Source organism: Orbaceae bacterium lpD04 (genome assembly GCA_036251935.1).
Lineage (GTDB): Bacteria > Pseudomonadota > Gammaproteobacteria > Enterobacterales > Orbaceae > Orbus > Orbus wheelerorum.
In genome coordinates this window covers 1,494,330-1,517,410 of record CP133967.1, presented here as the reverse complement: position 1 = coordinate 1,517,410, position 23,081 = coordinate 1,494,330, and the positions used below count along the sequence as shown (strand labels likewise).

Genomic DNA, 23,081 nt, shown 5'->3' with positions numbered 1-23,081 from the left:
ATATCTACTCTATTTCTAATTTCAGTTTTTAAAATAAAAATCTATTTTAAAATCAAATAGATTTTTATTTTTAACGTAAGAAATTATTTTAAATAATGTCACCTAAAATAAAAATATATAAATAAATCAGTAAATTAAAGCATCGCAACAATCCTTTTATATACTCAAAAACTGTAAAAAAGTGAAAAGTCTTTCAATTATTTCAGTTTCTTACGATCCTATCAGATCCTTTTTACAACAAGCCCCGGCAATTTGTTTTGTAGTAAAATAAAACTGAAAAAAAATTACAGATCGAAACCCGTAGGCGGGAGCGGTGTAGCGCCGATTTGGTCGGATTAATATTTGCTGGTGTGGGCTTTTAATGGACATAAAAAAGCCCGCGTTATGCGGGCAATGAGGAAAAAAGCGCGTTTATTTCGCTATGATTGATGAATACTTATCGTTTGTGCTTGCAGCGTCTTTGCTTAGAGCGCTTATTGCACTGCCATTGTTAGGTGGTGAGCTGTTGCCGTGGACATGCGCAGCGGTTAAATCTGCCAGGCGCTTGACTAAGTCGAGCGTATCTAACATGCACTGTGTAGCGTTAATTGTAGAACTACCAAGCCAGATTGACGGCGCCATAATTTGCGCATTATTCCCGGCCACGATTGAATAAATTGTGTCGGCCTTTTCACTGATTTGTTTTGCTATCACTTGTATATCATTGTTTGCGGCCACGCTAATCGCATTTGCTTTTAACGTGTAATTTGCATCAATCGTTAACTCATAATTTTGCTTAACATAATGATAATAATTTGCGCCGGTACCAATCCCGAAATCTTGTATTGTCGATACTGCAATCGCCCCAGCATTAACCGTTCTATTGCCTAATACATTAATTTCATCATTTGCGCTTATAGTCGTTTTACGCTCAATGATATTATTATCCTGGTTATCTGCTGTAATATAATGATCTCGGCTAACGTCTCGCAATTCCTGATCGGTTTCCCTGGTTATGTTTCCGACTTTATCTATTCGCTGATAAACCTCTGGTCGTTGCTGTATTAAGATCTCACCGTGCTTAATTGCCGGCACGGCGACATTAACCGGGTACACATTACGTATGATCGGCTGATCAGCTCTACCATAAGCGAAAGCGATATCAACTACCGATCCGATATCTGGATAACAAAATGCGCCCTTTTCCCAACTACCGAGCGCCACCGGTAAAGGTACCGCTTTAAATACGAGGGCGCTTGAATCCTCGCCATTTTCATCGAGCAATTGCACATCAACCGCATAACGCGGACGAAATGGCGTTGATATATTACCGGTATTACAAATATCACTAATTGCAACTACCCGACCAAACATCGGCAAATGATAGCCGGCGGAAATCTCCGGATTGCTTTTACTTAATTGTTTTTTAAACTGATCACGATTACCGCCATCAAATGTCAAATGAAGTTCATCATTAATTAAATTAACCTCTTTAACTATCCGATTATTTAATATGACGCCAGGGCGGATTTTTGGCACAAACGGCACCACTATAGTATTAACACCCGTGGTACTTAACGACATTTTATTTAAATCGTCGCCTAAATCGATTTGCTTATCACCGTAATAACAATCGCTATAACTACCCAAATAAATGGTACCGACTTGATTTTGATAAAAAACATAATCTGCAATATTAAACGCCTCGCCGATTGCCTTTAATAAATGGTTACCCGTGCCGGAATGCTTAAAATGCGGTATTTTCGTATTAATATAGTCTTTGTCCGGTAAATCAAATTTTAATTGGTAATTAGCGGTTAGCCAGTTTGTAATATCTTTAATTGTCGGGTGCTGAAAAGAACAATTAAACTCACGACTATAAACGCCTATCAGCTCTCGAATGATTAATTTTTTGGTACCTTTTTTCGCCGGCTGCTCACTTTCAACATAACCAGTGAACCAGCGAGAAACAGAGCCATAGTAGCCGAGATCAATTTTTACTATTGTATTTGTCAGTATTTCTGATTGTTCAGCATTGACGACAATAAATCCACGGCCGCAGCCGCTTAACTCTAACAAAATATTAGTATCAATTAGTTGCTTTTCGATGTTATTAATAACTAATTTTTTAATAATTTTCATGATAGAGCCTTATCTATTTTATTTAACATGTTTTCTTCAAACCCATTTAAATCGGCTTTATCGTCTGCTTTATCATCATCAATAATCAACTCGCCACTATCAGATTGTTTTATTGCTTCTTTTTTTTCCGGCACCGAAAAACGCTCTTTTAGTGTAAAACTCACATTCCAAGCTAAAAATTTACTATCGGGCGTTGCCGATATCTCCCCCGAAAAAACGCCCTGCCGAAATTTGACAGCCAGCGCTAAGCTGTTAGCGATTCGATAGACTTTTTTGGCCCCGCTTTCTGTTCTTTGCCCTGCTAACTCAAATAACCGGGTCAAGCAGGCCACGCTTGTATATTCAATTACACCGCTAACGCTTAAAACCTTTGCTTTTTGGCCTTGTTCGCTAGCCGTTGTTGATGATGATTGCCCGCTCTGGTCTTCTTCTGCAATCGTTTCCTTTAGTACGATTTGCGGGTTTTTAATCTGTATTGCTTCACCATCTAACGCTAAAACATTTGTACTACTCATGCAATTAACCCCAATAATTTAATAATCTCTGACCCTGTAAACCCGGTTAATAACGTAAATGAATGGGTTTCATTTGGTACATCTTTTTTTAAATCACTCGCTAAACCAAAATAATAATTTACCGCAATAATTGCGCCACCTGCTGAACTTGCAATCGCTTTGGTATTATCAATCATCTGCGCTTGCTTACTCGAAAAAGCACTAATGTTACTTTTCATCATTGATATATTTAATGATTTGATTTGTCCGATTTTCTGCGCTGTTAATATTGCGCGGCTTTGCTGAGTGGATAACGGCGCCGAACTAATCGAAGTGTCGGGCGCTGGGATAATCATTTTATTACTATCGAGATTAACTAACGTCTTACTAATTCTTAATGCTTTTTTAAAATCAGGTAATGCCCAACTATCAACCAACGATTGTATTTTATTAACAAAGCTGTTTTCCGTTGTTGCAGTTAACATGATACAAAAAACAAGATCATTCCCGTTAACCCTACTAAGTAAATTATCTACCGCATTAACCGGCGTTAGATATTTTTTACCATTCGAAAAAAACGGCATTACCGTAAAATTATGACAATTGATTTGTTCAATGTTCTTTAGTGATAAAATGCCAGGTAGCCACATTATCTACTCACTTATAAAATTAGGTTGCTGCGGCTTTGCTGGCCAATTAATAGAATCAGGTTGATTAATATTGATTTGCTTAACAACAAAGCGATACTGCCGCCAAGATTTATGCAACTCTTTTTGTGCATCGGTTGCAAGTTCAAGTTCAATGGCTTCATTTAAATCATAAATATAACTATCTGCCTCACTTAAACGGCTCTCTTGCTCTTGCTTAGCTAAATCAATTCTATTTTTTAATGCTTTTTCTTTATCTTCGATCCACTCTTTACCGTTCCAACTATCAAATGCACTACCTGGCACTTTATCGGTGTAGGTGTCCGGTAATTCTCCTATAAAATCAACAGTTTTAGGGGATCCGTCATGAATATTATAAATTTGCTTACCTCGATGATCGGGCGGGTAAATCCATTGATTATTTTTAACGTCTCGTACAATTGCCGTATTTTCATCAATATAATTTGGTGCATCTAAGCAACTGTCGGCCGGTATACTTATTCCTGCAGGTAACTGCCGAATAGTTGTCGCAATAAATTCATAAGTTACATTATCAAAGTTATACAATGTGACATAGCCAGCATTTTGTGAAAATCCTTTATCATTAAATATAGCTTCAATCGGTTTTATTTGATATTTCATTGATTACCCTTAATTAGTTTGCTCTTGTTATTACGTGACATGCGATATTTTTCATGCGATTTTCGTTTGCAGTCCAACCAAGCAGCGAAGAGTTAAACTCTACAAGCTGCCCATCGCCATCACCGCCATTTTTAGTCCTACCGTTTCCAATTTGTCTAAAAGCACCGCTTAGCGGGTTGCCGGATTTGGTTGCGACAAATGTCCCATATATTGGCCTTGCGGCGTCATCTTGATAACTTCCTAACGCTCGATAAGGATCTAAACCGCGGCCGTTGTCCATACCACGACGTACCACGCCCCTTACATCTGGCAAAATTCCATTCGGGAAAACTTTAGCAAGATTTGGATATAAATTTTTATCAAAGCCCGATCCATCAAGATATAAATAAATATGCCCATCTTGTGGTAATTGATCACTAAACCAATCGATCGGAGCACCAATTGGATAAGAGGCTACTTTTTCATTTAAATTTGTGGCGGTTATGATTTCGTCCCAGCTTATTTTGTCATTTTGGCTTATGCTTTTTCCTATCCAAGATCGCCCCCCTATTTGGCATTCTGAAAGAAGATAACACCCGCCCGAATAGTCTTCCTCGGTCACCCCTATTTTATATAAATAACATGGTGATGTTGTTGGTAGTGTATTGCCCCAGGCATCATTAACTAGCGATGATTCGCTAGCACTCATTAAATCAAGAGAGATTGGCGAAGATACAGACCTTTTTTTTGTAGATATTGCCAAAAGTCCACATAATCCTTGATATAAGATAGATTTATCTTTAAATCTGACTGAATTGCATAAAAAGTTTAACGAACCGTTGGAATGATTATACTCTAACGTATTACTTGTATAATCGGTGTCATTTATTCTTGAGTTTTTTGTTATGCCCCATTTTTCACTAGATGAAAAAAAACCGACCCAATTATTTGAGTCCAGATCTTTAATTCGCAGCGCAGGAATTTGATTTGATACAATATCCAAAGTGCCGTTTAACTTACCGCCATTAGTTGAAAGTGCACCAATAATTTCGGGGGTGATCATCACATCGCCAGTTTTACCGTTTACGCTCGTTACAATTTGTGCGCTAGGCCTTACTTGGGTTATTTCGCCGTCATCACCAACGACCGCAATTCTGGCCGCATGGTAATGAATACCATCTTCGATAAAATCAAGCGCATTGATATTTAATGCAATTTTTGTTTTGACTTTATGCGCCCCAGTTACGCTACCGGTCAAACAAGAGACTAAATAAATTTGATCGCCGTTTTCAACATTAATTTTTATATCATCTTGTAACGTTGAACGTAGCCCTCTCACGTAACCCCAACCGCTAGAAATCGTGCATTGATTATCTAGCTTAGTGACGTTAAGCCCTGCCATAACCGCAAACACGCCGTAAATATCAAAATTAGCAAATCTCGCCCTTTCGTCCATTTCGGCAAGTCGTGACGAATAATCGATCATCCACGTTTCAGCGTTAACCGTGATCCCGGTTGCCTGCGCTGCGCCGTCAATCTCTAGCCATAATGATTCCGTTAAGCTATTACCTTGTTGCTGCCCCTGAGTTTTTAATTTTTGCTGCAGATCAGTATGGAAAACCATACACAACGTATTCGTTTCGGCGTTCATTAACCCAATATAATTAAACTCAAAATCGCCGATCGTTGTGTCTAACACCACGGAATAAACAACGGCATTATCACTAATTAACCCCGACTGTGTCACTTCTGAGACGTATTTTATTTGGCTTACTACCGGCACGGCTGCATTAACGTTAATATCAGTATTACCATTAACGTAGGGGACATTAGCAAAGATAAACTTATCTAATTCAATTTTTTTATTGTTCGCAATACAATTTGCAAAATATTGCTCACCTGTTTTAATTACTGCTACTTTAGCCATTATATTTCACTCCGTTGTAACTGGTTACATTGCCGAACTCACCGCAATTATAAAAAGCTCGGCCAACAACAATAATCTCAAAATTATAGCGCCGGCATGTTCGGCCGTATTGCCTTACGATCTCATTAATTAAAGTTTGATTTTGTGATAGCTGGCTATCGCTCACACGTAAAATTATGACGTCCCAATCGTAGCCCTTTTGTCGCTCTAATATTTCAACCGTGCCGATCCCAAGGCGCATAAAAATATTTTTAAAGCCAATCACCGACGCTGAATCTTGTGCATTAATAAACGCATATTTAATTCGCTTTCTAAAAAGCGATAACGGCTCATTACTTAATCGCTTAATATCTCGTTGATAAGCAAATAAGAATAATAGTCTTTCATCGCACGTTTCAGGATCAGATTGTTTTATCGGAAATAATAGGCACTCTTCCAATTTTTCCCAAAATTTAACCAAGGCATTTTTAAATTTTATAACCTCGCCTTTATTTAACCAGATAGGCAAATTAACCTTAATCATTGGATTTGCTCCGATAGTGCGATATTAATGTTAAGGCTTTTTAAGCGTGGCACGTCAAGCGTACTTACAATATCGTCAATATTGATAACAATAGAGTGAATCTCATTAAATACCTGGTGTAATTCGGTCTCTAAATTAGAGATACTAAAGCGAGAATAGGCATTGACTTTTGTTACGCTATAATCGTTATTCTGACGAAATGCGCAGCGTATAAAGTTGGCCATATTGATTTTGTATTCATCAATATTACTTGGCATTTGTTCTGCTAAAAAATAGACGGTCATATCGATATCAATCGGTTTTTCTGGCATAGCAAAACATTGCAAATCATCGCCGTGGCCGTGGTTGCCTTTAGTCATGATAAAATCATTAACATTACTAATAAAATCATTCGTCGCAACGCCATCATCAAGCAAAACATAAACGTTAGCTGTACCAGGGCCGCGGGGTGCATCATGAACAAAATAAATTTGATTAGTCGCAATTCCAGTAATTGACGAGATAATGCCGCGGTAAACGGCGTCAGTATGATAATTACCCACGAAATTATATTGATTACGAATACGCTCCCGGTAATCGTCCGCTTTTTCTGTGTCTGCGCCAGGTGTTACTATCCAATCATCATCATTGGTAATAAATTCAATGCCGGGAATATCCTCAACAAGAATCGAATAATAACCGGCTGCCAAGTTATAAGATTCGCCCGGACTTTCCGCAATAACAGAAATTCGACTTGATAAAACGCCGGCGGGGATTTCAAAATCAATCAATGTACGCAATTGATAGATATGTCCATTAATTGGCGGTGATTGTATTACTGTTCCCGCTTTAACGAATATCATTTGATTAATGTCTGTTTTAGTAAAGATTACTACGCCAGTCGCTGCACTTTCAGATTTTCGTGATAAATTCACTGCAGCACCGAACATATCGAGCGCCCAATCTTGCGCCGTCATTAAAAACATATTAATTAATACATGATCAATTAACGTATCTTTTAAATATAGATACGGCTTTACCACTAACGCCGTGATTAATCGCCAAAACGGTGACATTTTCGACCGGTTAGTGATTAAGTTTTCAGATTTAACTACTTCGTCAAATTCTGCACGAATAGCGGCTTCTGTTGTTGGCATTCCACTATCTTGTAATACTTTTTCAAAATCAATTTTCATGCTGTTGTTACTCCAATAGCAATGAGTTCATCATAATTATAAGCTTTGGCCGTTAATAAATAGCGCTCGGTGGTTTCTTCGGCAATATTAACGGTACCCGGAATTATTCGCCGATCTTGCTCGGCCAATAATTCAATTTGATTAATAATGTCTGTTCGTATAAGCGGCGAGCGTTCACCGATTAATTTTATTGCTAACCCACTCTCTATAATGGCGTGCTTAATATCTTGTCCGATACTGATAAAATCACAGGTGATAACTGGCTCATTGACGTTATCGAGTGTAATATCGTTACCATTTATCAGTAAATCAAAGTAAAGTTTATCCATTTTGTAATGCTTGCCATTCTTGTAGCTGCTGCGGCGTTAAGCCATTTGGCGCCGAAATCGTTACCGAGTTAATATTTTGGCTATTATCAACTGATTGACTTTGACTATTTTTAATCTCTTTCGAAATACCGCCGGGATCAACGCTGTTAATACTTGTACCAGTTAAGATATTGGTCTGCGGGATCAATGTAGGTGCTGAAATGGGCGCAGGGTTTAATACCGGTGTCAGTGCTAACGCCTGATCGGGTGATTTTGTTACCTTTGAGACAAGTTCGGACTCGTCATCATCACGCTTGATTAAATCAATATTCACGCCAGGCAGATAATTTGCTTTTTGTATTAACCAGTTAACCGCATCAATAAATTTATTTTTAATGTATTTGATAGCGGATCCGAACCCACTTGAGATACTTTTGCCAATTTCACTAATTTTTTTGACAATCGGGCTATTCGTTATCATACTTGCGAACTCGTCCCATTTCTTACTAATCCAGCCTATAATTGTCCCCCAATTATCCCAAAGCAAATAAACACCGGCGGCAATTGCTGCAATACCCAAAATAATAAGCGTGATCGGCGATAATATTAACGATAATGCGCCGCCAACAATTGCCAACACCGCACCAACCGCGGCCAGTGCCAAAAATGCGGCGGTAACTATTCCGATCCATTTAGCTAAATTCGGAAACATTTCAAGCCATTTGGAAAATTTGCCCACCGTTCCATCAAGCATCTTAAATAAAGGGTTAAAAACAGGCAGTAAAACCCGCCCGATTGATTCCCGCATATTATTTATTTTTGCATTAATTTTATCCCACGGCTTAACATTTGCTTCAGCCATTTTTTGTACTAAATTAAGGCCGTTATTTTGACCTATCGCCTTGATGTGCTGGTTTAGTTTGTCGCTATCTTTCATTAGTGCTTTAACTGCTGGCGCACCACCGCCAAAGGCACGATTTAATGCGTTTTGCGCTTTAACATTACCCTCGATATTTTTTCCGAATTTATCTTGTAATTTAGTTAAAATTTCGGGCATCGCTAATAATTTGCCGTTAGTATCCGTAAACGTAATACCAAGTTGCCGGCCGGCGCTTTGCATATTATCAAGCATTTTTTCATAACTACCCGCACCGGCGCCGCCCATCGATTTATTAAGCGTTCCGAGTACCGCAAATTGTTCTGACATGTCAACGCCGTAGTTATTACCAGCATTATTTGCGCCAGCCATCATGCTTTGCATTTGACCTGGTGACATACTGAAATTTTGCTTTGCATAAGCAGCAATATTTGAGACATGATCAACAAAATTAAGCCCGCCCATTTTGATAGCGGTTTGTTTGTAGTCATTTAACATTTTCGCCATGTATTGCGTGGATTCCTCAGCGCTGGCACCGGTTGATTTAGCAAGTAGATTAACTTTTTCGGTAACTTTCGGCAAAGCACGGTCGGTAATGCCATTAATCGAATTTTTAATTAATATCGACGAATTGACAAAATCAACGGCACTTGTTGCATATTCCCCAGCAAAGGATTTTGCTTGTTTGCGCATTTTATCTAGTTCTTTTACGCCACTTAAACCAGCAAAATCTAATGCTCTTTGCATTTCCTCTGCTGGCTCAATTAACGCACTAAACGCAGCGCCAACGCCCCATAATGCAATCGCACCGGTGCCGATTTTCTGGAAAGATTGAGTTGTTCTATTCGTGACTTTTTCAAGCTGTTCAATCGCTTTACCTATTCCTTTGAACGGCTTAGTAAATTTATCAACTAACCCAATTGTAAAATCTAAAGATTTACCCAAAATCAAACCCCTTTAAACGCTAAACCAATACCATTTGCAACCGATGCCCGCAATATTTCAGCGTTACGATTATCTAACCACGCAGCGCGGGCAAGACTTTCGATACTATCGTCCTCGCTTGGTAAGTAATGCCGCCGCAAAATCAATAACTGCTCTAATTGATTTTGATTGATTTTACTTAACCGGCTTTCTAGTTTTTTATGGTAATTTCAAGATCGGGTGCAAAATCTTCGATTAATTTTCCTGCAATTTGTAGCGCCGCACCGGGGTAATCATTTAAAAGCGTTTTTAATTTTTCGCTATCGTCTTTGTTAACGGTTCGATTAACAAATTGAATACTCGGCGCTATTTTATTTTGTTGCGTGATTTCGTTAACATAACTGTTATAAGCTAGCGTTGTAACGTTAAAAGTTAATTCATTGCCGGCAATTGTTAATATGATTTGTTTAGTTTTCATGTTGTTCCTCAATAGTTGTAATTAGTTTGTTATGCCTTAATGCACAATCAACATACATTGATCGCATTTGATGTAAAAATAAATCTAGTCGTTTCTTTTCAAGGTCTGGCCACGTTATCGGGCACCGCTGTAGCATGTTGGCCTGATAATATGCGTTGGTATTTTTTACTTTGTTGGTTGTACAACTTGATAAAATCATCATCAACGCAAGCATGATCAGAATTAACCCTATCCCCTTTCGTAGCCTGTATTGCGGTTGATGTGATAGTTTGCTCATGTTGTTTTACCTGTTGTAATTGTTTTTCTAATGTGTTTGCGTGCTTGCTACTTACCTCGATTTTTTTATTAATCGCTTCTTGCTGCGCTCTTTCTTGTTTTAAGATTGTTTTATTTTGTTGTAAATCTCTAACGTAATAACCAAACCCAAAAGCAAGAATAAGCGCAAAAATCGGTACCAGCGTTTTAAAGCTAATCATTTTCGACCGTTATGGGCTAATGAGAAATGATTACCATCATTAAACCGCCCGCCCCATGTTCCGCCCAGTGATTCCCAATATTCACCCAATAATTTATAGGTCTGTGAATCTTGCTGATAAACCCCGTCAATAAACAAATTTAAATCAATCGCTAGCCGTTCAGTGTGCAAACTATTTTTAATTCCACTGCCTTTTTGTGCATAAATTGCAGCCATTTCCGGCGTGCGAAAAGCTTCGCCGAATGTTAAACCGTAGCCCGTTTGTTTATAAGCAAAGAGAATTAATAACCCGATCATATGGCTAAATCGTTGTTGTTTTTGGCTTAATGTTTCAGCGTTCATTTTTACCCCCGGCTTTTTTGTCAAGATATTTAATCGCTAAATATTCGATAACCGAATGCCCTAAAATGCCAAGCAACGAAGATAAGCCAACAATCGCCAACTCTGACAAATCGGGCTTATGAATTAATATCGAAAAAGCCACCATTGACGATGCCGAGCCTAAAATTGTGCGACCAATTACCTTGCGAATTGATAGCGGCTCACTACCCGCCAGCAATTTACCGACTGCAACTAGGGCACCAATAAGCGCCACTTTAACGATCAATTCGTCTTCTACTTTCATAATTACGCATTCAATAAATGGCGGGTATCGTCTGCTGACAAATACGGCACGCCGTCGATTTTAATAAAATCCGGTGATGTGACGATAAACGGAACAGTGTGCATTGTTGAATCGTCACTGCTTTTATCTACATTCAGTAAATCAGTGATCGTTAATTTGCAGCCGAATACTTCAATTTGTAGCTCTTCACTACCGGTATTAGCGTAAAACATTAGATCAACCGGCGGAATATCACGATATGAGCCGAATGACTGCGCTTTAGCTTTTAACACCTTAAAATATTTACTTGAGAAAACAATTGAGCCCGACGCCTCAACGCTACCTTGCAAGGTACCATCGGGCACGCCGTTAGTTTTTGCCGCTGCTGTGTTATCGGTAATTGATATACTGGCGCTTTGTGCTTGAATCACATCGCCCCACATTGTTATATCAAAAGCCTTAGCATTTATTCTTGAATTATTGCCCATGATTTTCATTACTCCGTTTCGATATCGTTATTAATCATTATGTTAATTGTGATTTTTAGCGGTATATCCGTTACACGAACAACAACATAAATTTGTACAGTTTTATTATTAATCCAGGTGATTGTAATGTCGCCATCTTGTGGGGTTTTAACTTCCCCCGGAAATTGAATACCGTTTATTTGGCTTGCTTTGGCCATTTCCCGCAAATCGCCCAAAAAGTAGGATTGATTTGCTTTTATTGAAATAATCGAACTGTTAAAAGAACGATCCCCAATTTTAGCAATGCCTTTTAATAATATTTTGCGAGCCACTTTATCAACAACGCGAACAGTTTCCGCGCTTTGATAGTCGCCCCCCTCAGCATCAAGCGTTCTATCATCTGCCCAATACATACCATCTAACGCCGGATACCACATTGGGACGCTGTAACGGTTAGATTCAAGGGTTTTAAGTGTTGATAATGGTAACTCGACGCCGTCAGCGTCTAACGGTTTATTGTCACGTCCTAAATCTTTTACTGCCCCTGTTTGCACTCTAGCCAGTGTATCGGCAATCGATACGCTGCGGTTACACCCTCGGCCAGCGTTTACAAATGGCTCATTGCCATAGATCATTGGTACCAGTGTCACGCCATATTCAGCAATGCCACTTTGCAACGCTGCCAAACGAGATTCGTAGCCGCTCCACGTCTCTTTTGCTTGCAAACCCTCAACACCTAGTATAAAACGTGTCCAGCGTGCGAATTTCGCCATTAAAAGCGCTCTTTGATTGACAGCTTTGTTGATATCTTCCTTTGAGTTGACATTTTCAGCATATACCACCGTTTCAAACGATCCTATGCTTTGCGCTGCTTGAACAACATCAATCCAATCCTGATCGGTGTTTAATACCCCAACTGAGGCAAACCAACCCGACCCGGCATTAGTCATCGCAGCAATTAAGCCACGCTTTAATGCACTATCGGCAACGCCTAACACATCATCAAAATTTGTTGTTGTATCAACGGATATAATCTTGCCTTTATTTTTTGGTGCATTACCAATAAACAAATAACGGCGCTCAACTTCTTTAGTCTCACCCTGCATTAAATTAAGCTGATTTACTTCAACTGCTGGCCAAGTCATAACTATTACCCCTGTTTTTAATATTTTCTGCGTTTACGCTTTAACCAAAATTGATCCGGTTTAACTCTCTCGCTAGTGCTTTGCTAAAATCTATATCGCTTATGCCTAAAAAGACTCGACTCGGTAACTCAATCGCCCAAGATGCAGCGCCCGCCGGCATTTTTTCGCCATGCTTTAAGGGTTTTCCGCTTTTCATAATGCGAATAATTAACCCCGCATGCGCCCTGGTTAAATGATTTTGTAACCATTTTTTAGGTGCTTTTTTCTTTGTACCTGGTATTTCAAAATTAAGATCTCGCAAGCGCTTTATTTGCTGCTTTGTGATCTCACCTTGATTTAATTCTTTCTGGCTCTTACCCGTTTTGTCCTTAACTGCTTTAAACTGGCTCTTGCTTTGCCTTATTGTTGCCCCGTCTTGCTGTATACCCGCAATAACTCCGGCGCTAATCTCTTTAGATGCTGTACTTTTATAACGGCCTCTAAAATAGAGCTTTACTGCTTCTTTTTCCGGTAAGTTTTTTATCGCCAACAATTTAGGCATTTTTGCTAACATCGATTTTTTGCGTTTAGTCTTACGATTAGTAAACTTACCGCCGCTCACGTTGACTTGCTCTTTAACATGCCTTTTTACTGCTGGGATAACGCCATATTTTGCCAGGCGCCATAATAATTTTTGTTTTTTCTTATCATCTAAATTTAGATCTTTAAGCGCGTTTTTTATTTCTTTTAATTGCGTTCGATTTAGACTAATGGCCATTTTTTGTAATCACTTCGATACTTTCCGGGTTATACCAAATAACCGGATTATCAATTCGATAACGTTTATTCTTAAACGGAATATCGCCCTTATCGTCTTCAACCATATACAAGTTTTCAGTGATTTTTATCGAGACGGTAATATCCGCTAGTTCTTCATCTATCAAATCAACGTCAAGCGTTGGATTCTCGATAATTTCGTAATGATCTGATTCTGGCAATTCTTCAACCCAAACATTAACCAGCAAAAATAATGATTGCGGGTTAATTTGTCTAAACGGCCAGTCTTCAAACTCAAATACAGCCTCATAACGAATAATGCCGCCTTGCAACTGATTATTTGTTACCACTTTAAAAACTCGCTCAAGTTCCATACTGTCGGTAAATGGAGTGAATTTTTGCCCTCTAAAAATCACTTCGGGTAAATTGGCTTTTAAAAATACCGTTAATTGATTAATTAAACTCATATAAGCACCACCGAAGTACGTTTTAAACCTAATATTTTTCTAACTTCACGGCTACTTTCAGCAATTAATGATTTAGCCATTTGTAACTGACTTTCCCCGATCTTATCTTCACGATTTGAAATCGACACAAATTCGCCAATAAGATCGGCTTTTGCCCTTGCAAATACCGCTTTGTTATAAATAATTACTGTTGATGACAGCCCATCAAAACTAATTACTCCAATTTCCTGCGCTAAATTAATACCTTTTGCTTTTTGTGTTATTTGATAGTTTTCAAGTGTGATATTTATTTCAATCATTGCCGATACTAACGCTTGACTTAATAACGCTACATTTAAATTAGGTGACATGCTGCGTTCTCTCTGAAAGTCCGCCAGATTTAGATCTGGCCAAAAACCATCATTTTTAATGATTTGGTTATCTTGCTTTAATTCTTGTCCGCTAAACATATCAATCCTTTATTAAAAAAAGTGCCCGTACGCAAATTTTGAAAACTTAGCAAACGCGGTTTTCTCGTTTGCTGGGCACTTGGCTTGCGTGTAGTTGGTTATTTATTTAATGCGTTAATTCGTGATTCAATTTCTTTTATTCTTGTGCCAACACCAATTTTCGAATAAAAATTATTGGCTGTTGTAAACAATTCTTTTACTTGCTCTAGTTTTGTAATGTCACCTATTGCGCTTATTGGTTGAACTTTTCCGTTATCGTCCAATAACGCGTTTAAGCCTGCGAGCTTGTACCATTTGGCGCTAATTTCCTCATGTAGCCGCCACTTATTTTTAATTAACTCAAAAACCTGTGAAAAATACGGCTCGATTGATTCGCCATTGGTCATTGATTTTTCGCACCAATCAAATACTGTATCAGCGACAAACGTTGATAAACGGCTTTTAAAATTCCTCGGCGTATCTTGATTTTGATCTATTCCAACAAGCGCCCACTCAATCGCTAGATCGAATTGCTCTGTATCAAAAAGCCAAATAATGCAGTGAACAAAAATGGAATTTTGATAAATTTTACCTTCTTTCAAATACTGATCGGCCTTTGGTTGCCATTTGGGTAACAATACTGTGCGTTTATATTCAATTCGATCTTCGGTATTCACAAAGTTTTTGCGTAAAAAATCAATATCCTGTTCAAGCTCAATATTTAAAATATGTACACTTGACGGGGCATCAACTAACGTTGATGTTTTATTTTGCACCATCATACGGATCCGTTCTCGGTGCTGCTGAAAGGGTGATAATACTGAGTTCATCTATTTCCCCAATTAGCGCAGAATATTCTGCGCTTTATTGTTATAACGTGAGTTTATACGAATGATACGGCTGATTCGTCAAACGCGGCATAGAGTTCCGGCGCTTCTAGTGCATAGCCTTCATTACGCCAATATTTATTTTCGAATTGTTTACGATCTTGCACATCTTCAACCGCTCGTCTACGTGACCCACGTTGCGTATAGATATGTAGATTTGACAAGGTTGTCGCAACCATTCGTTTGCCTGGCATAAATGGTGGAACATATGCCCGTTTACCCGCAACAAATGTGCCGAGCTGCTGAGCTGCCGCGTGTTCGGTTGGCTTGTCCGCTTTGTCATATAAGCGGTACTGCTCACGCGCTAAAATCTCACTGCCAACTAAAATCACAATATCCGGATTATCTCTACTTTCTACCGGTAAGGCATTTACAAGCTCTGAACCCATCGAATCAATCGTGTTATAATCACCACCTGCACCAAGTTTTATTGGGGTAGTCATTACCTGCAAACCACCATTCCAATTTTTAGCAATTTGATGCCAACCGATATTGACGTCTTCACCATTTGGATTTTTACTCGGATCGGTTGTAGGTGAGGCACTTATACCATTAAATCCGATGCGTAACATATCTAAAGCGAATGTTTTATCAATAAACGATTGCATACGTTTAAAAAACTCGTTTTCGCCACTAGAATTTCCCCAAACGGATAAAGTATTCCAATCAAGTGCAGCGCACGAATCCGTTTCAACTAGTTCAAATGTGTTACCGTCAACCCCTAAATTTTTAGTGAATCGACCGCCTTTAACGCGCCCTGTTAATAATTGAGAAGCCCCAGTTATAATGACCTGCCCTTTTAACTGATCAACATCTAAACAGGTAATCAATTTTAAAAATTCATCACTGTGTAAAATCGCATCACGTAATCGTGTTTCCATCGGCTCAGTAAGCGAAAACTGCCGAGCTGGATTACTTATACCCGAAGCTTTTGCAAGACTGATGCAATATTGCATTAGAAGTTTTTCGGCTCTTTGATTTAACATTTCTCTACCTTTTTAATTTTTTATTTAATTAAACGTTTAATAAGTTATTTTATAAAGACACTAATTAGTGAAATTCAAAACCGTCACCATTTGCGCTAATGCCTGGCTTTGTTGTTACAGGAGTGCTCACCGCTTGACTAAATTTTTTTGATAAATCATCTAGTTTTGCGTTTAATTCAATATTTTGTTTTTTTAGCTTTGCAAATTCAGCTTTATCCGCGGCGTTCTCTACTGCATCGCTTGCCGCTTCGGCTTGATCTGCGGCTTTTTCTGCTTCAGCTTTGGCGCCGGTTGTATCGTTAGCACTTAATTTAGTATTAAGATCTTCGATAGTTGTTTGTAATTCAGCAATTTTGGCTTTAGCCGCTTCCAGTTCCGCAACAAGTGCGTCGATTTCTTCTTGTGTCATAGTGGGTTTCTCTTCTGTTTCTGTCGTTTGAGTAAATTTAAATCGGTTAAAAAAGCTTTTTTTAGCTTGTTTTTGCTCAACACTAAATAAAATAGGCATACTAATTAATCGTTGTGGTTTGCCCTCTTTAGAAAAAGCGAGCCTTGTAAGTCCTGTACTTGCCGGCTGATCGGTGAGCGCTAACCCTGATAAATAATGCTGTCCCTCTTCGGGAAAATCTGACATTAATTCAATTGATGTAAAAACTTTTTGCTCAGCTTTATTTAGCTCTTGTAAAAACTGATTAGCACGTAAACGAGCCATTAAACGTAACTTGCCGTTTTTCTCTTCAGTTTTCACTTCTTCGACCATGCCGAAATTAGTACACCATTGGCGCCACTCAGGATCTTCATGCTCACACCAGATCATTGCTGCATAGAGTTCAACACTATAAGTATTCGCTGCGCTTTCTATCCATTCTCGTTTGATGTCTCGCCCGTCGATGGTTTTACCCTCTTGCGCAATGCAAAACCAATCGCTTTTTTTAATTTCTTCTGCCATGTCGATTTTTAATAATGGTTAATTGATGTGTGCATGTTAATTTGTGTTATCACTTATTGCACGCGGTAGGATTCGGATAAAAACCCTTATCCGAAAAGCGTTTGATGATTGTTTTTTATGATTACTAGACAATAGTGTCATGAAATATACATCCGAACTGCGAAATGCAGCAAAAGCGCTTTACTTACAGCGCCACACACCGAAAGAAATCGCCAAATCGTTACGCTTACCAAGCGCAAGGATCGTTTACTATTGGGCGGAGAAATATAATTGGGCATTACTACTTAGCGAAGAATCCGTTGAAGATGCGATTAACCGGCGGATAGTGTTATTAACCGGGCGAGAGAATAAAAGCGAGCTTGAATTAAAAGAACTGGAACGATTGATTGATCAGCATTGTAAGATCATGAGTAAGAAGCTAAAAGCTTCGCCATTAAATACTGCTTTAACCACCGCCGCCGGCGCTGTACATAATGAATTAAATCAGGAATCCGCGGCTCAACATAGCAATGCTAAAGCGAGTAAAAAGAAAGGCAAAACAAAAAAAAATGATATATCGCACTTAACGAAAGACGATTTCAATCAGGTTGCCGGTGATTTGCTCTACCCCCATCAATTATATGTTCGTGATAATAAAGATATTTCACTGCGCCGATTCATTTTAAAAAGCCGGCAAATTGGCTTTACGTTCTATTTTGCCTATGAAGCATTCGAAGATGCGGTATTAACCGGTAATAATCAAATATTTGTATCAGCATCAAAAGCCCAAGCCAAAATATTTGAAATGTATATCAAAAAAATTGCCGATCAGTTCTTTGATATTGAATTAAAAGGCGATGGTAAAGATAAAATCATCTTGAGTAATCACGCTTATTTAATCTTTTGCGCTAACAATGTAAGCACAGCGCAAGGCTATAGCGGTAACTTATATTTTGATGAAGTTTTTTGGATGTCAAAATTCCAACAGCTTTATGATGCTGCTAGCGGAATGGCAACGCAAAAATATCGTGAAACATTATTCTCAACGCCAAGTATTAAAGCCCATCAAGCTTACGCAAAATGGAGCGGTGAAGAGTGGAAAAAAGATAATCCTAAACGCAAAAATATTGTATTCCCGAAAGATAAAGATTTAGAAATGAATTTCACCGTATGCCCTGATAAATGGGCACGGCTCGTTATTACACTACAAAATGCGGTTGATCTTGGTTTTGATAAAGTCGATATCGAGGATCTACGAGATTCAAAAAGCGCCCAAGCCTTTAATATGCTGTATTGCTGCATATTCGCTGATAGCGGCAAAGGTGTATTTGATTTTGATAAATTACAAAAATGTATTACCGATTCGGCAACCTGGCAAGACTTCGACATAAAACTAAAACGGCCGTTTGGTGATCGTGAAGTTTGGGGAGGATTTGACCCCAGCCGCACCCGTGACAATGCGACATTTGTCGTTATAGCGCCCCCGATACACGAGAGGGAAAAATTTCGAATTTTAGAGATCTACCAATGGCGAGGCGTCAACTTTAAACATATGGCGAGTGAGATAAAAAAAATCAAAGATAAATACCGCATGACCTACATCGGTATTGATATTACCGGGATTGGTTATGGTGTTTATGAACATGTAAAAGAATTCGCACCACGTGAAACACGGGAAATTCATTATAACGTCAATATAAAAAATCAATTAGTGCTAAAAATGCTAGATGTGGTCGGCGACGAGCGGATCGAGTGGGACGAAAGCAATAACACCTTAATCGCTTCATTTTTATCAATTGAACAACAAACTACGGCTAAATCAAATCAAATTACCTATGCAGCAAGTAGAAGCGAATCAACTGGGCACGCTGACGAATTTTTTGCAATTTCGCACGCCGTATTTAACGAACCACTTAACACCACAAAAATACGTAAATCAAGATGGGGATTTTCAAAGTGAGTAAATTATCAAAGAAACAGAATAAAAAAAACAATAAACCAATGCGCATGAGTTCAATAGCATTTGAACGCCCCGAAGTCGTTTTGACTGATTTAAGTTATTATTACGGGACAAGCACAAATCATAATAGCGACTGTTACCCGGTACCCGTTGAGCGCCTCGCCCTTTCTCAATTGCCCAATATCAACCCTCAACACGGCGGCATTGTGCAAGCGCGGCGCAATATGCTACTTAGTACATATCTAAGTGGCGGGTTAACCAAATCGCAAGCGATGGCGTGGTTTTATGACTTCATTGTTTTTGGTGATGCGTATTTATTAAAAATGCGCAATGTATTTGGTCACGTTATCGGACTTGTGCCGCTAATGTCGTTATATGTTAAAGCTAAAAAAAATGAGGACGAAACCGCGATTGAGGGGTTTATTGTTCCAACCAAAAAAGAGGCAATTTTTTATAATGAAAATGATATTATTCAAATAAAAATGCCTGACCCAACTCAACAAGTTTACGGCTTGCCGGATTATTTGGGCGGTGTTAATAGTGCCATGCTTAATAGTGAATCAACCATGTTTAGACGCCGTTATTATAATAATGGCGCTCATATGGGTTACATTTTTTATACTAACGACCCAAGCATGACCGATGAAATGGAAGAAGCGATCAGAGCTAAAATAGAGAACTCAAAAGGTGTGGGTAACTTCAAAAATATGTTTGTTAGTATTCCGGGTGGCACAGAAAAAGCGATTCAATTAATACCAGTCGGCGATCTAAACTCGGCCAAAGATGAATTTGCTAATATTAAAAACATTTCAGCGCAAGATTTATTGAACGCTCACCGCTTCCCTGCGGGGCTTGCTGGCGTTATTCCAGCCAATGGAAGCAATAACGGTGACGTGACCAAGTCACGTAAAAATTACATGGCAACGGAAACAAAAGTATTACAAGATTTAATTAGTGATGCGGTAAACAATGACGAGGATATTAAAAATTCACCGAAAAAAAGCGATTTAATCCTTGAATTTCAAACTATTACAATGCCAGAGGATTAAATAACATGTTATAATTGGCTCGTGTAGAAATTAGGAGTAAACAGCATGAGCCGAACCGCTTTACTATTTTGTCCTGAATGTGGTCAAAAAGCCATTATTACCAAAACCGCCCGCGCTCATAAATTACTAAATTATCGTTACTGTTCTTGTTCTGATCCAGAATGTGGGTTGACGTTTCGAATAAAGGAAGAGTTTGAAAAAGTATTAAGCCCAAGCGCTAAAGGCTTTAACCGCTTAAATGACTACCTAATGCAACACGGCAGCCACTCACAACTTGCTTTAGATATTATTAATCCAGCTTAATATCGTCTGTCTGTTTTATTTCTGTTAACAACTCATGCAATAAGCACAAACCAATTTTAATATCTTCTTGTGATAAATCCGTATCAATCATAACGCGGTTTACAAACTCGGCGTATTCTATTACTGTATTTTTTCTCATGTTGTCCATACTTTCACCTTAATTGTGTTCATATATTGCATAAAAATAAAATCATTAAAAACAATACCCTCCTGGTATTGCATTATCGATTTTATATAACAGTTTCAAATAGTTATATATGCTACACAGGTAATCCATTTAAAAACTCCAGTCAATATCCGGTAAAATAGCCACTTTTGGGGTGTTTTTAATCCAATCTTCTAAAATTTGAACATTCTTTCTATATATTTGTTTATTTTTTCCCTCTTTGGTTGGCCTTTGCTGCTGCCGTATCGCAGGATTTTCCAGCCAACGATTAAAATCAATTTCTTTACGCTCTAAATCGTCCAATATTTCATCTAATTTCGAGCCTTTTTTTATTCTCTTTTTCTGATCGTCCGCTACCGGATCAAAGCTCGGCGTACAGTTATTGACAGAACTCCAAGCCGTTCGTTCCGCCCGTTTTTTTAGGTCAAGACCCTTGCTCTGTTTACCCTTTTTAACTATCTTCCATTTAATTAAACGTGTACAAATAAAAGAAGCAAGGCCGGTAATTGGTGAAAAAACCCCTTTTATTTTTTGTTGTGGCTCTTCAAATTGATTAAGTTTTTCTTCATACGATATACGTACTTTTAAATCTTTACGCTTAACCATTGCGCCGCCTTGTAGCTCTGTATAAGTAGCCCAGCACCCAACATCAGCCGCAGCGAGTATAGGATCGACATTTTCATCTTGGACTTTTTTATCTTTTAAGCGTCTAAGCTCTCGGTATACCGTCACAGGCGCCCCGCCTATTTGCTGAAATTGACGAATACGCCAGCGGCTAGCCCACGCGGTAACCGCTTTTGACATGGTTTTTAGGTCTTGGCCGGTTTCGTCGTCAAGCTCACCGTTAAGCGCGTAACCATCAATATTTTTTGATATGTATTTAGCTATATAACCTGTTGCGCTGCCTTTTTCTTTTTCAATATCGACAAATTTAAATCGGTTTTCGCTTGCGCCGGGTTCGTCGCCGTCAACTTCAAGCGCATAAGCTCGCATGATGCGTTCCACTGCGTCCCGGTGCTTTGGTTGCATAAAAACTAAAATATGCCAGTGCGGCGTGCCGTCATGATGCGGCTCGGCCACTCTAAACCCGAAAAGGTGAATATCATCACGATTTAATTTAGCCCGTATTTTAGCCCAAACGCTACAAAGGTATTTTTGTGTATCACGTGGATTATTTCCGATCCAGTTCTGCACAAAGCCCCCTTTGCTGTGGCATGAGTGATATTTTGACGGGGCGGTTAAAGTAATAAATGCGCCAATATAGCCGTGCTCGTCGGCGAGATCTTCAAAGCCCCGCATACGCACCATCAATTCACAACGGCGGATCGCTGGGTTAGCGTTTGATTTATCAATCTGTAACGTTAATTCGAACTGCTCGCCCTCTTCATTTTGAATTAATTGATTGTTCGCCCATTCTCTATTACTTTGCTTTTGCTGCGTCCACTCACTAATACATGATCGGCTTGCGTATGCGCTAGCCTTATTTTGCACTTGCCCGGCGGCAATCGCCAAATGTTCCTTTTGATGATCTCGGCGGCGTTTTAACTGGTTGTACCACCATTGATTATCACTAACTTTAGCGAGCGCAATTAATGCTTCACGCTCCGACAACTTACCTTGTTTATAATTGGCAAAATAGGGAGGTAAAATATTTAATCCTTTTAACTCTTTAAAAATTATATAGTAACCCTTGTGCGCATGGGTATTCATAGCTGGATCGTCAGAAAATACGAACTTCCGTTTTTTCACATTATCCAAATCATCATTATTAATAATATTCCCTGACAAGGTAAAATCTCGATTTTTTATGTCATAACAAACCAAGTCATTAACATAAATGCTTATGCGATAAGCCAAATCGGCTATTCTTTCTCGGCTATAATTTGGCAGTTCGTTAAATTCTTTATTAAAATGGATTGCTAGTAATGAGGGCTTTGTTTCGTAGATGGCATTAACTAAATCTAAGCGTTTTTGAATATTACCGCCGAGCGTTTCACGAACAAACGTATTTGCAGCTTTACGACCTTTACTTTTAAATAATGTAATATATTTATTAGCGAAATACCCACCCAAATAATCAGGAAGATCGCAAAAATATTGACGGTACCAATCAAAATCTGCACGGTTTACTTGCCACAATTTAGATTCTTGATCGTTCATATCTTTTGGTTCGGGACGATATGAAATTAACTCTCGACCAAATTCAGGGCGCACATTAAAAGACTGTGCTATCTTTTGCGGCTGCTGATACTGTCCAATATTTTCGTAATAATCACGCGTAGCCAAACCCGACAAAAAGCGATCTTTTGCTGGGATTGAGTTTGTTAGTTCTCTTAGTTGCTGCGTGATTGTTGACATTTAATTA

27 protein-coding genes are annotated in these 23,081 nt (G+C 38.8%); 3 read left to right on the top strand and 24 right to left on the bottom strand.

Annotated elements, in window-relative coordinates:
• Positions 1-411 precede the first annotated feature (411 nt).
• The 22 genes from RHO14_07055 to RHO14_06950 all read right to left on the bottom strand — a co-directional run bounded on the left by RHO14_07055 (position 412) and on the right by RHO14_06950 (position 17,259).
• Positions 412-2,121 (bottom strand): hypothetical protein, encoded by a 1,710-nt coding sequence (locus tag RHO14_07055; protein WVD70114.1) that lies wholly within the window; start codon positions 2,119-2,121, stop codon positions 412-414.
• Entirely contained in the window at positions 2,118-2,636 is a 519-nt protein-coding gene (locus tag RHO14_07050) for a hypothetical protein (protein ID WVD70113.1), read from the bottom strand. The genes RHO14_07055 and RHO14_07050 overlap by 4 nt, the downstream gene beginning before the upstream one ends.
• Positions 2,633-3,265, bottom strand: a complete 633-nt coding sequence (locus RHO14_07045; protein WVD70112.1) for a hypothetical protein — start codon at positions 3,263-3,265, stop codon at positions 2,633-2,635. Before RHO14_07045 ends, RHO14_07050 begins: the two co-directional genes overlap by 4 nt.
• A gap of 3 nt (positions 3,266-3,268) precedes the next feature.
• Positions 3,269-3,904: a tail fiber assembly protein gene (locus RHO14_07040; protein WVD70111.1), complete on the bottom strand. Its 636-nt coding sequence runs from the start codon at positions 3,902-3,904 to the stop codon at positions 3,269-3,271.
• A gap of 13 nt (positions 3,905-3,917) precedes the next feature.
• Positions 3,918-5,810 carry a phage tail protein gene (locus RHO14_07035; GenBank protein WVD70110.1) on the bottom strand — a complete coding sequence of 631 codons (1,893 nt, stop codon included), beginning with the start codon at positions 5,808-5,810 and terminating at the stop codon, positions 3,918-3,920.
• Entirely contained in the window at positions 5,803-6,333 is a 531-nt protein-coding gene (locus RHO14_07030; protein ID WVD70109.1) for a hypothetical protein, read from the bottom strand. The genes RHO14_07035 and RHO14_07030 overlap by 8 nt, the downstream gene beginning before the upstream one ends.
• A complete protein-coding gene (locus RHO14_07025; GenBank protein ID WVD70108.1) occupies positions 6,330-7,508 on the bottom strand; it encodes a baseplate J/gp47 family protein in 1,179 nt (392 codons plus the stop codon). Before RHO14_07025 ends, RHO14_07030 begins: the two co-directional genes overlap by 4 nt.
• Positions 7,505-7,837 carry a DUF2590 family protein gene (locus RHO14_07020; GenBank protein ID WVD70107.1) on the bottom strand — a complete coding sequence of 111 codons (333 nt, stop codon included), beginning with the start codon at positions 7,835-7,837 and terminating at the stop codon, positions 7,505-7,507. Before RHO14_07020 ends, RHO14_07025 begins: the two co-directional genes overlap by 4 nt.
• Positions 7,830-9,638: a phage tail tape measure protein gene (locus tag RHO14_07015; protein ID WVD70106.1), complete on the bottom strand. Its 1,809-nt coding sequence runs from the start codon at positions 9,636-9,638 to the stop codon at positions 7,830-7,832. Before RHO14_07015 ends, RHO14_07020 begins: the two co-directional genes overlap by 8 nt.
• Before the next feature lie 2 nt (positions 9,639-9,640).
• Positions 9,641-9,784, bottom strand: coding sequence for a hypothetical protein (locus RHO14_07010; protein WVD70105.1), 144 nt, complete (start codon positions 9,782-9,784; stop codon positions 9,641-9,643).
• Positions 9,785-9,828: 44 nt separating this feature from the next.
• On the bottom strand, positions 9,829-10,095 hold the full coding sequence (locus RHO14_07005; GenBank protein ID WVD70104.1) for a putative phage tail assembly chaperone: 267 nt from the start codon (positions 10,093-10,095) through the stop codon (positions 9,829-9,831).
• Positions 10,096-10,193: 98 nt separating this feature from the next.
• Positions 10,194-10,571 carry a hypothetical protein gene (locus RHO14_07000; GenBank protein ID WVD70103.1) on the bottom strand — a complete coding sequence of 126 codons (378 nt, stop codon included), beginning with the start codon at positions 10,569-10,571 and terminating at the stop codon, positions 10,194-10,196.
• Positions 10,568-10,912: a M15 family metallopeptidase gene (locus RHO14_06995; protein ID WVD70102.1), complete on the bottom strand. Its 345-nt coding sequence runs from the start codon at positions 10,910-10,912 to the stop codon at positions 10,568-10,570. Before RHO14_06995 ends, RHO14_07000 begins: the two co-directional genes overlap by 4 nt.
• A complete protein-coding gene (locus RHO14_06990) occupies positions 10,902-11,195 on the bottom strand; it encodes a holin (protein WVD70101.1) in 294 nt (97 codons plus the stop codon). The genes RHO14_06995 and RHO14_06990 overlap by 11 nt, the downstream gene beginning before the upstream one ends.
• 2 nt (positions 11,196-11,197) lie before the next feature.
• Positions 11,198-11,662, bottom strand: a complete 465-nt coding sequence (locus RHO14_06985; protein ID WVD70100.1) for a DUF2597 family protein — start codon at positions 11,660-11,662, stop codon at positions 11,198-11,200.
• 8 nt (positions 11,663-11,670) lie between these two features.
• Positions 11,671-12,786 carry a DUF2586 domain-containing protein gene (locus tag RHO14_06980; GenBank protein ID WVD70099.1) on the bottom strand — a complete coding sequence of 372 codons (1,116 nt, stop codon included), beginning with the start codon at positions 12,784-12,786 and terminating at the stop codon, positions 11,671-11,673.
• Positions 12,787-12,826: 40 nt separating this feature from the next.
• Positions 12,827-13,543: a hypothetical protein gene (locus RHO14_06975; protein ID WVD70098.1), complete on the bottom strand. Its 717-nt coding sequence runs from the start codon at positions 13,541-13,543 to the stop codon at positions 12,827-12,829.
• Positions 13,533-14,009, bottom strand: a complete 477-nt coding sequence (locus RHO14_06970; protein ID WVD70097.1) for a phage tail protein — start codon at positions 14,007-14,009, stop codon at positions 13,533-13,535. The genes RHO14_06975 and RHO14_06970 overlap by 11 nt, the downstream gene beginning before the upstream one ends.
• Entirely contained in the window at positions 14,006-14,458 is a 453-nt protein-coding gene (locus tag RHO14_06965; GenBank protein WVD70096.1) for a head completion/stabilization protein, read from the bottom strand. Before RHO14_06965 ends, RHO14_06970 begins: the two co-directional genes overlap by 4 nt.
• A gap of 98 nt (positions 14,459-14,556) precedes the next feature.
• On the bottom strand, positions 14,557-15,267 hold the full coding sequence (gene gpM, locus RHO14_06960; protein WVD70095.1) for a phage terminase small subunit: 711 nt from the start codon (positions 15,265-15,267) through the stop codon (positions 14,557-14,559).
• 53 nt (positions 15,268-15,320) lie between these two features.
• The gene (locus tag RHO14_06955; protein ID WVD70094.1) at positions 15,321-16,310 is read right to left on the bottom strand and encodes a phage major capsid protein, P2 family; all 990 of its coding nucleotides are present in this window, start codon (positions 16,308-16,310) and stop codon (positions 15,321-15,323) included.
• A 64-nt stretch (positions 16,311-16,374) separates the two neighbouring features.
• A complete protein-coding gene (locus tag RHO14_06950) occupies positions 16,375-17,259 on the bottom strand; it encodes a GPO family capsid scaffolding protein (GenBank protein WVD70093.1) in 885 nt (294 codons plus the stop codon).
• A 139-nt stretch (positions 17,260-17,398) separates the two neighbouring features.
• On the opposite strand from RHO14_06950, the gene RHO14_06945 reads away from it, so the two are divergent.
• Genes RHO14_06945 through RHO14_06935 form a run of 3 tightly spaced genes read left to right on the top strand, consistent with a single transcriptional unit; the run spans position 17,399 to position 20,550 of the window.
• Entirely contained in the window at positions 17,399-19,198 is a 1,800-nt protein-coding gene (locus RHO14_06945; protein WVD70092.1) for a terminase family protein, read from the top strand.
• Positions 19,195-20,247 (top strand): phage portal protein, encoded by a 1,053-nt coding sequence (locus RHO14_06940; protein ID WVD70091.1) that lies wholly within the window; start codon positions 19,195-19,197, stop codon positions 20,245-20,247. The genes RHO14_06945 and RHO14_06940 overlap by 4 nt, the downstream gene beginning before the upstream one ends.
• A gap of 45 nt (positions 20,248-20,292) precedes the next feature.
• Positions 20,293-20,550, top strand: coding sequence for an ogr/Delta-like zinc finger family protein (locus RHO14_06935; protein WVD70090.1), 258 nt, complete (start codon positions 20,293-20,295; stop codon positions 20,548-20,550).
• Here the strand turns inward: RHO14_06935 and RHO14_06930 are convergent.
• Together RHO14_06930 and RHO14_06925 are read right to left on the bottom strand one after the other, a co-directional pair.
• The gene (locus tag RHO14_06930) at positions 20,537-20,698 is read right to left on the bottom strand and encodes a hypothetical protein (GenBank protein ID WVD70089.1); all 162 of its coding nucleotides are present in this window, start codon (positions 20,696-20,698) and stop codon (positions 20,537-20,539) included. The genes RHO14_06935 and RHO14_06930 overlap by 14 nt on opposite strands.
• 129 nt (positions 20,699-20,827) lie before the next feature.
• A complete protein-coding gene (locus RHO14_06925) occupies positions 20,828-23,074 on the bottom strand; it encodes a replication endonuclease (protein ID WVD70088.1) in 2,247 nt (748 codons plus the stop codon).
• Positions 23,075-23,081: the final 7 nt, after the last annotated feature.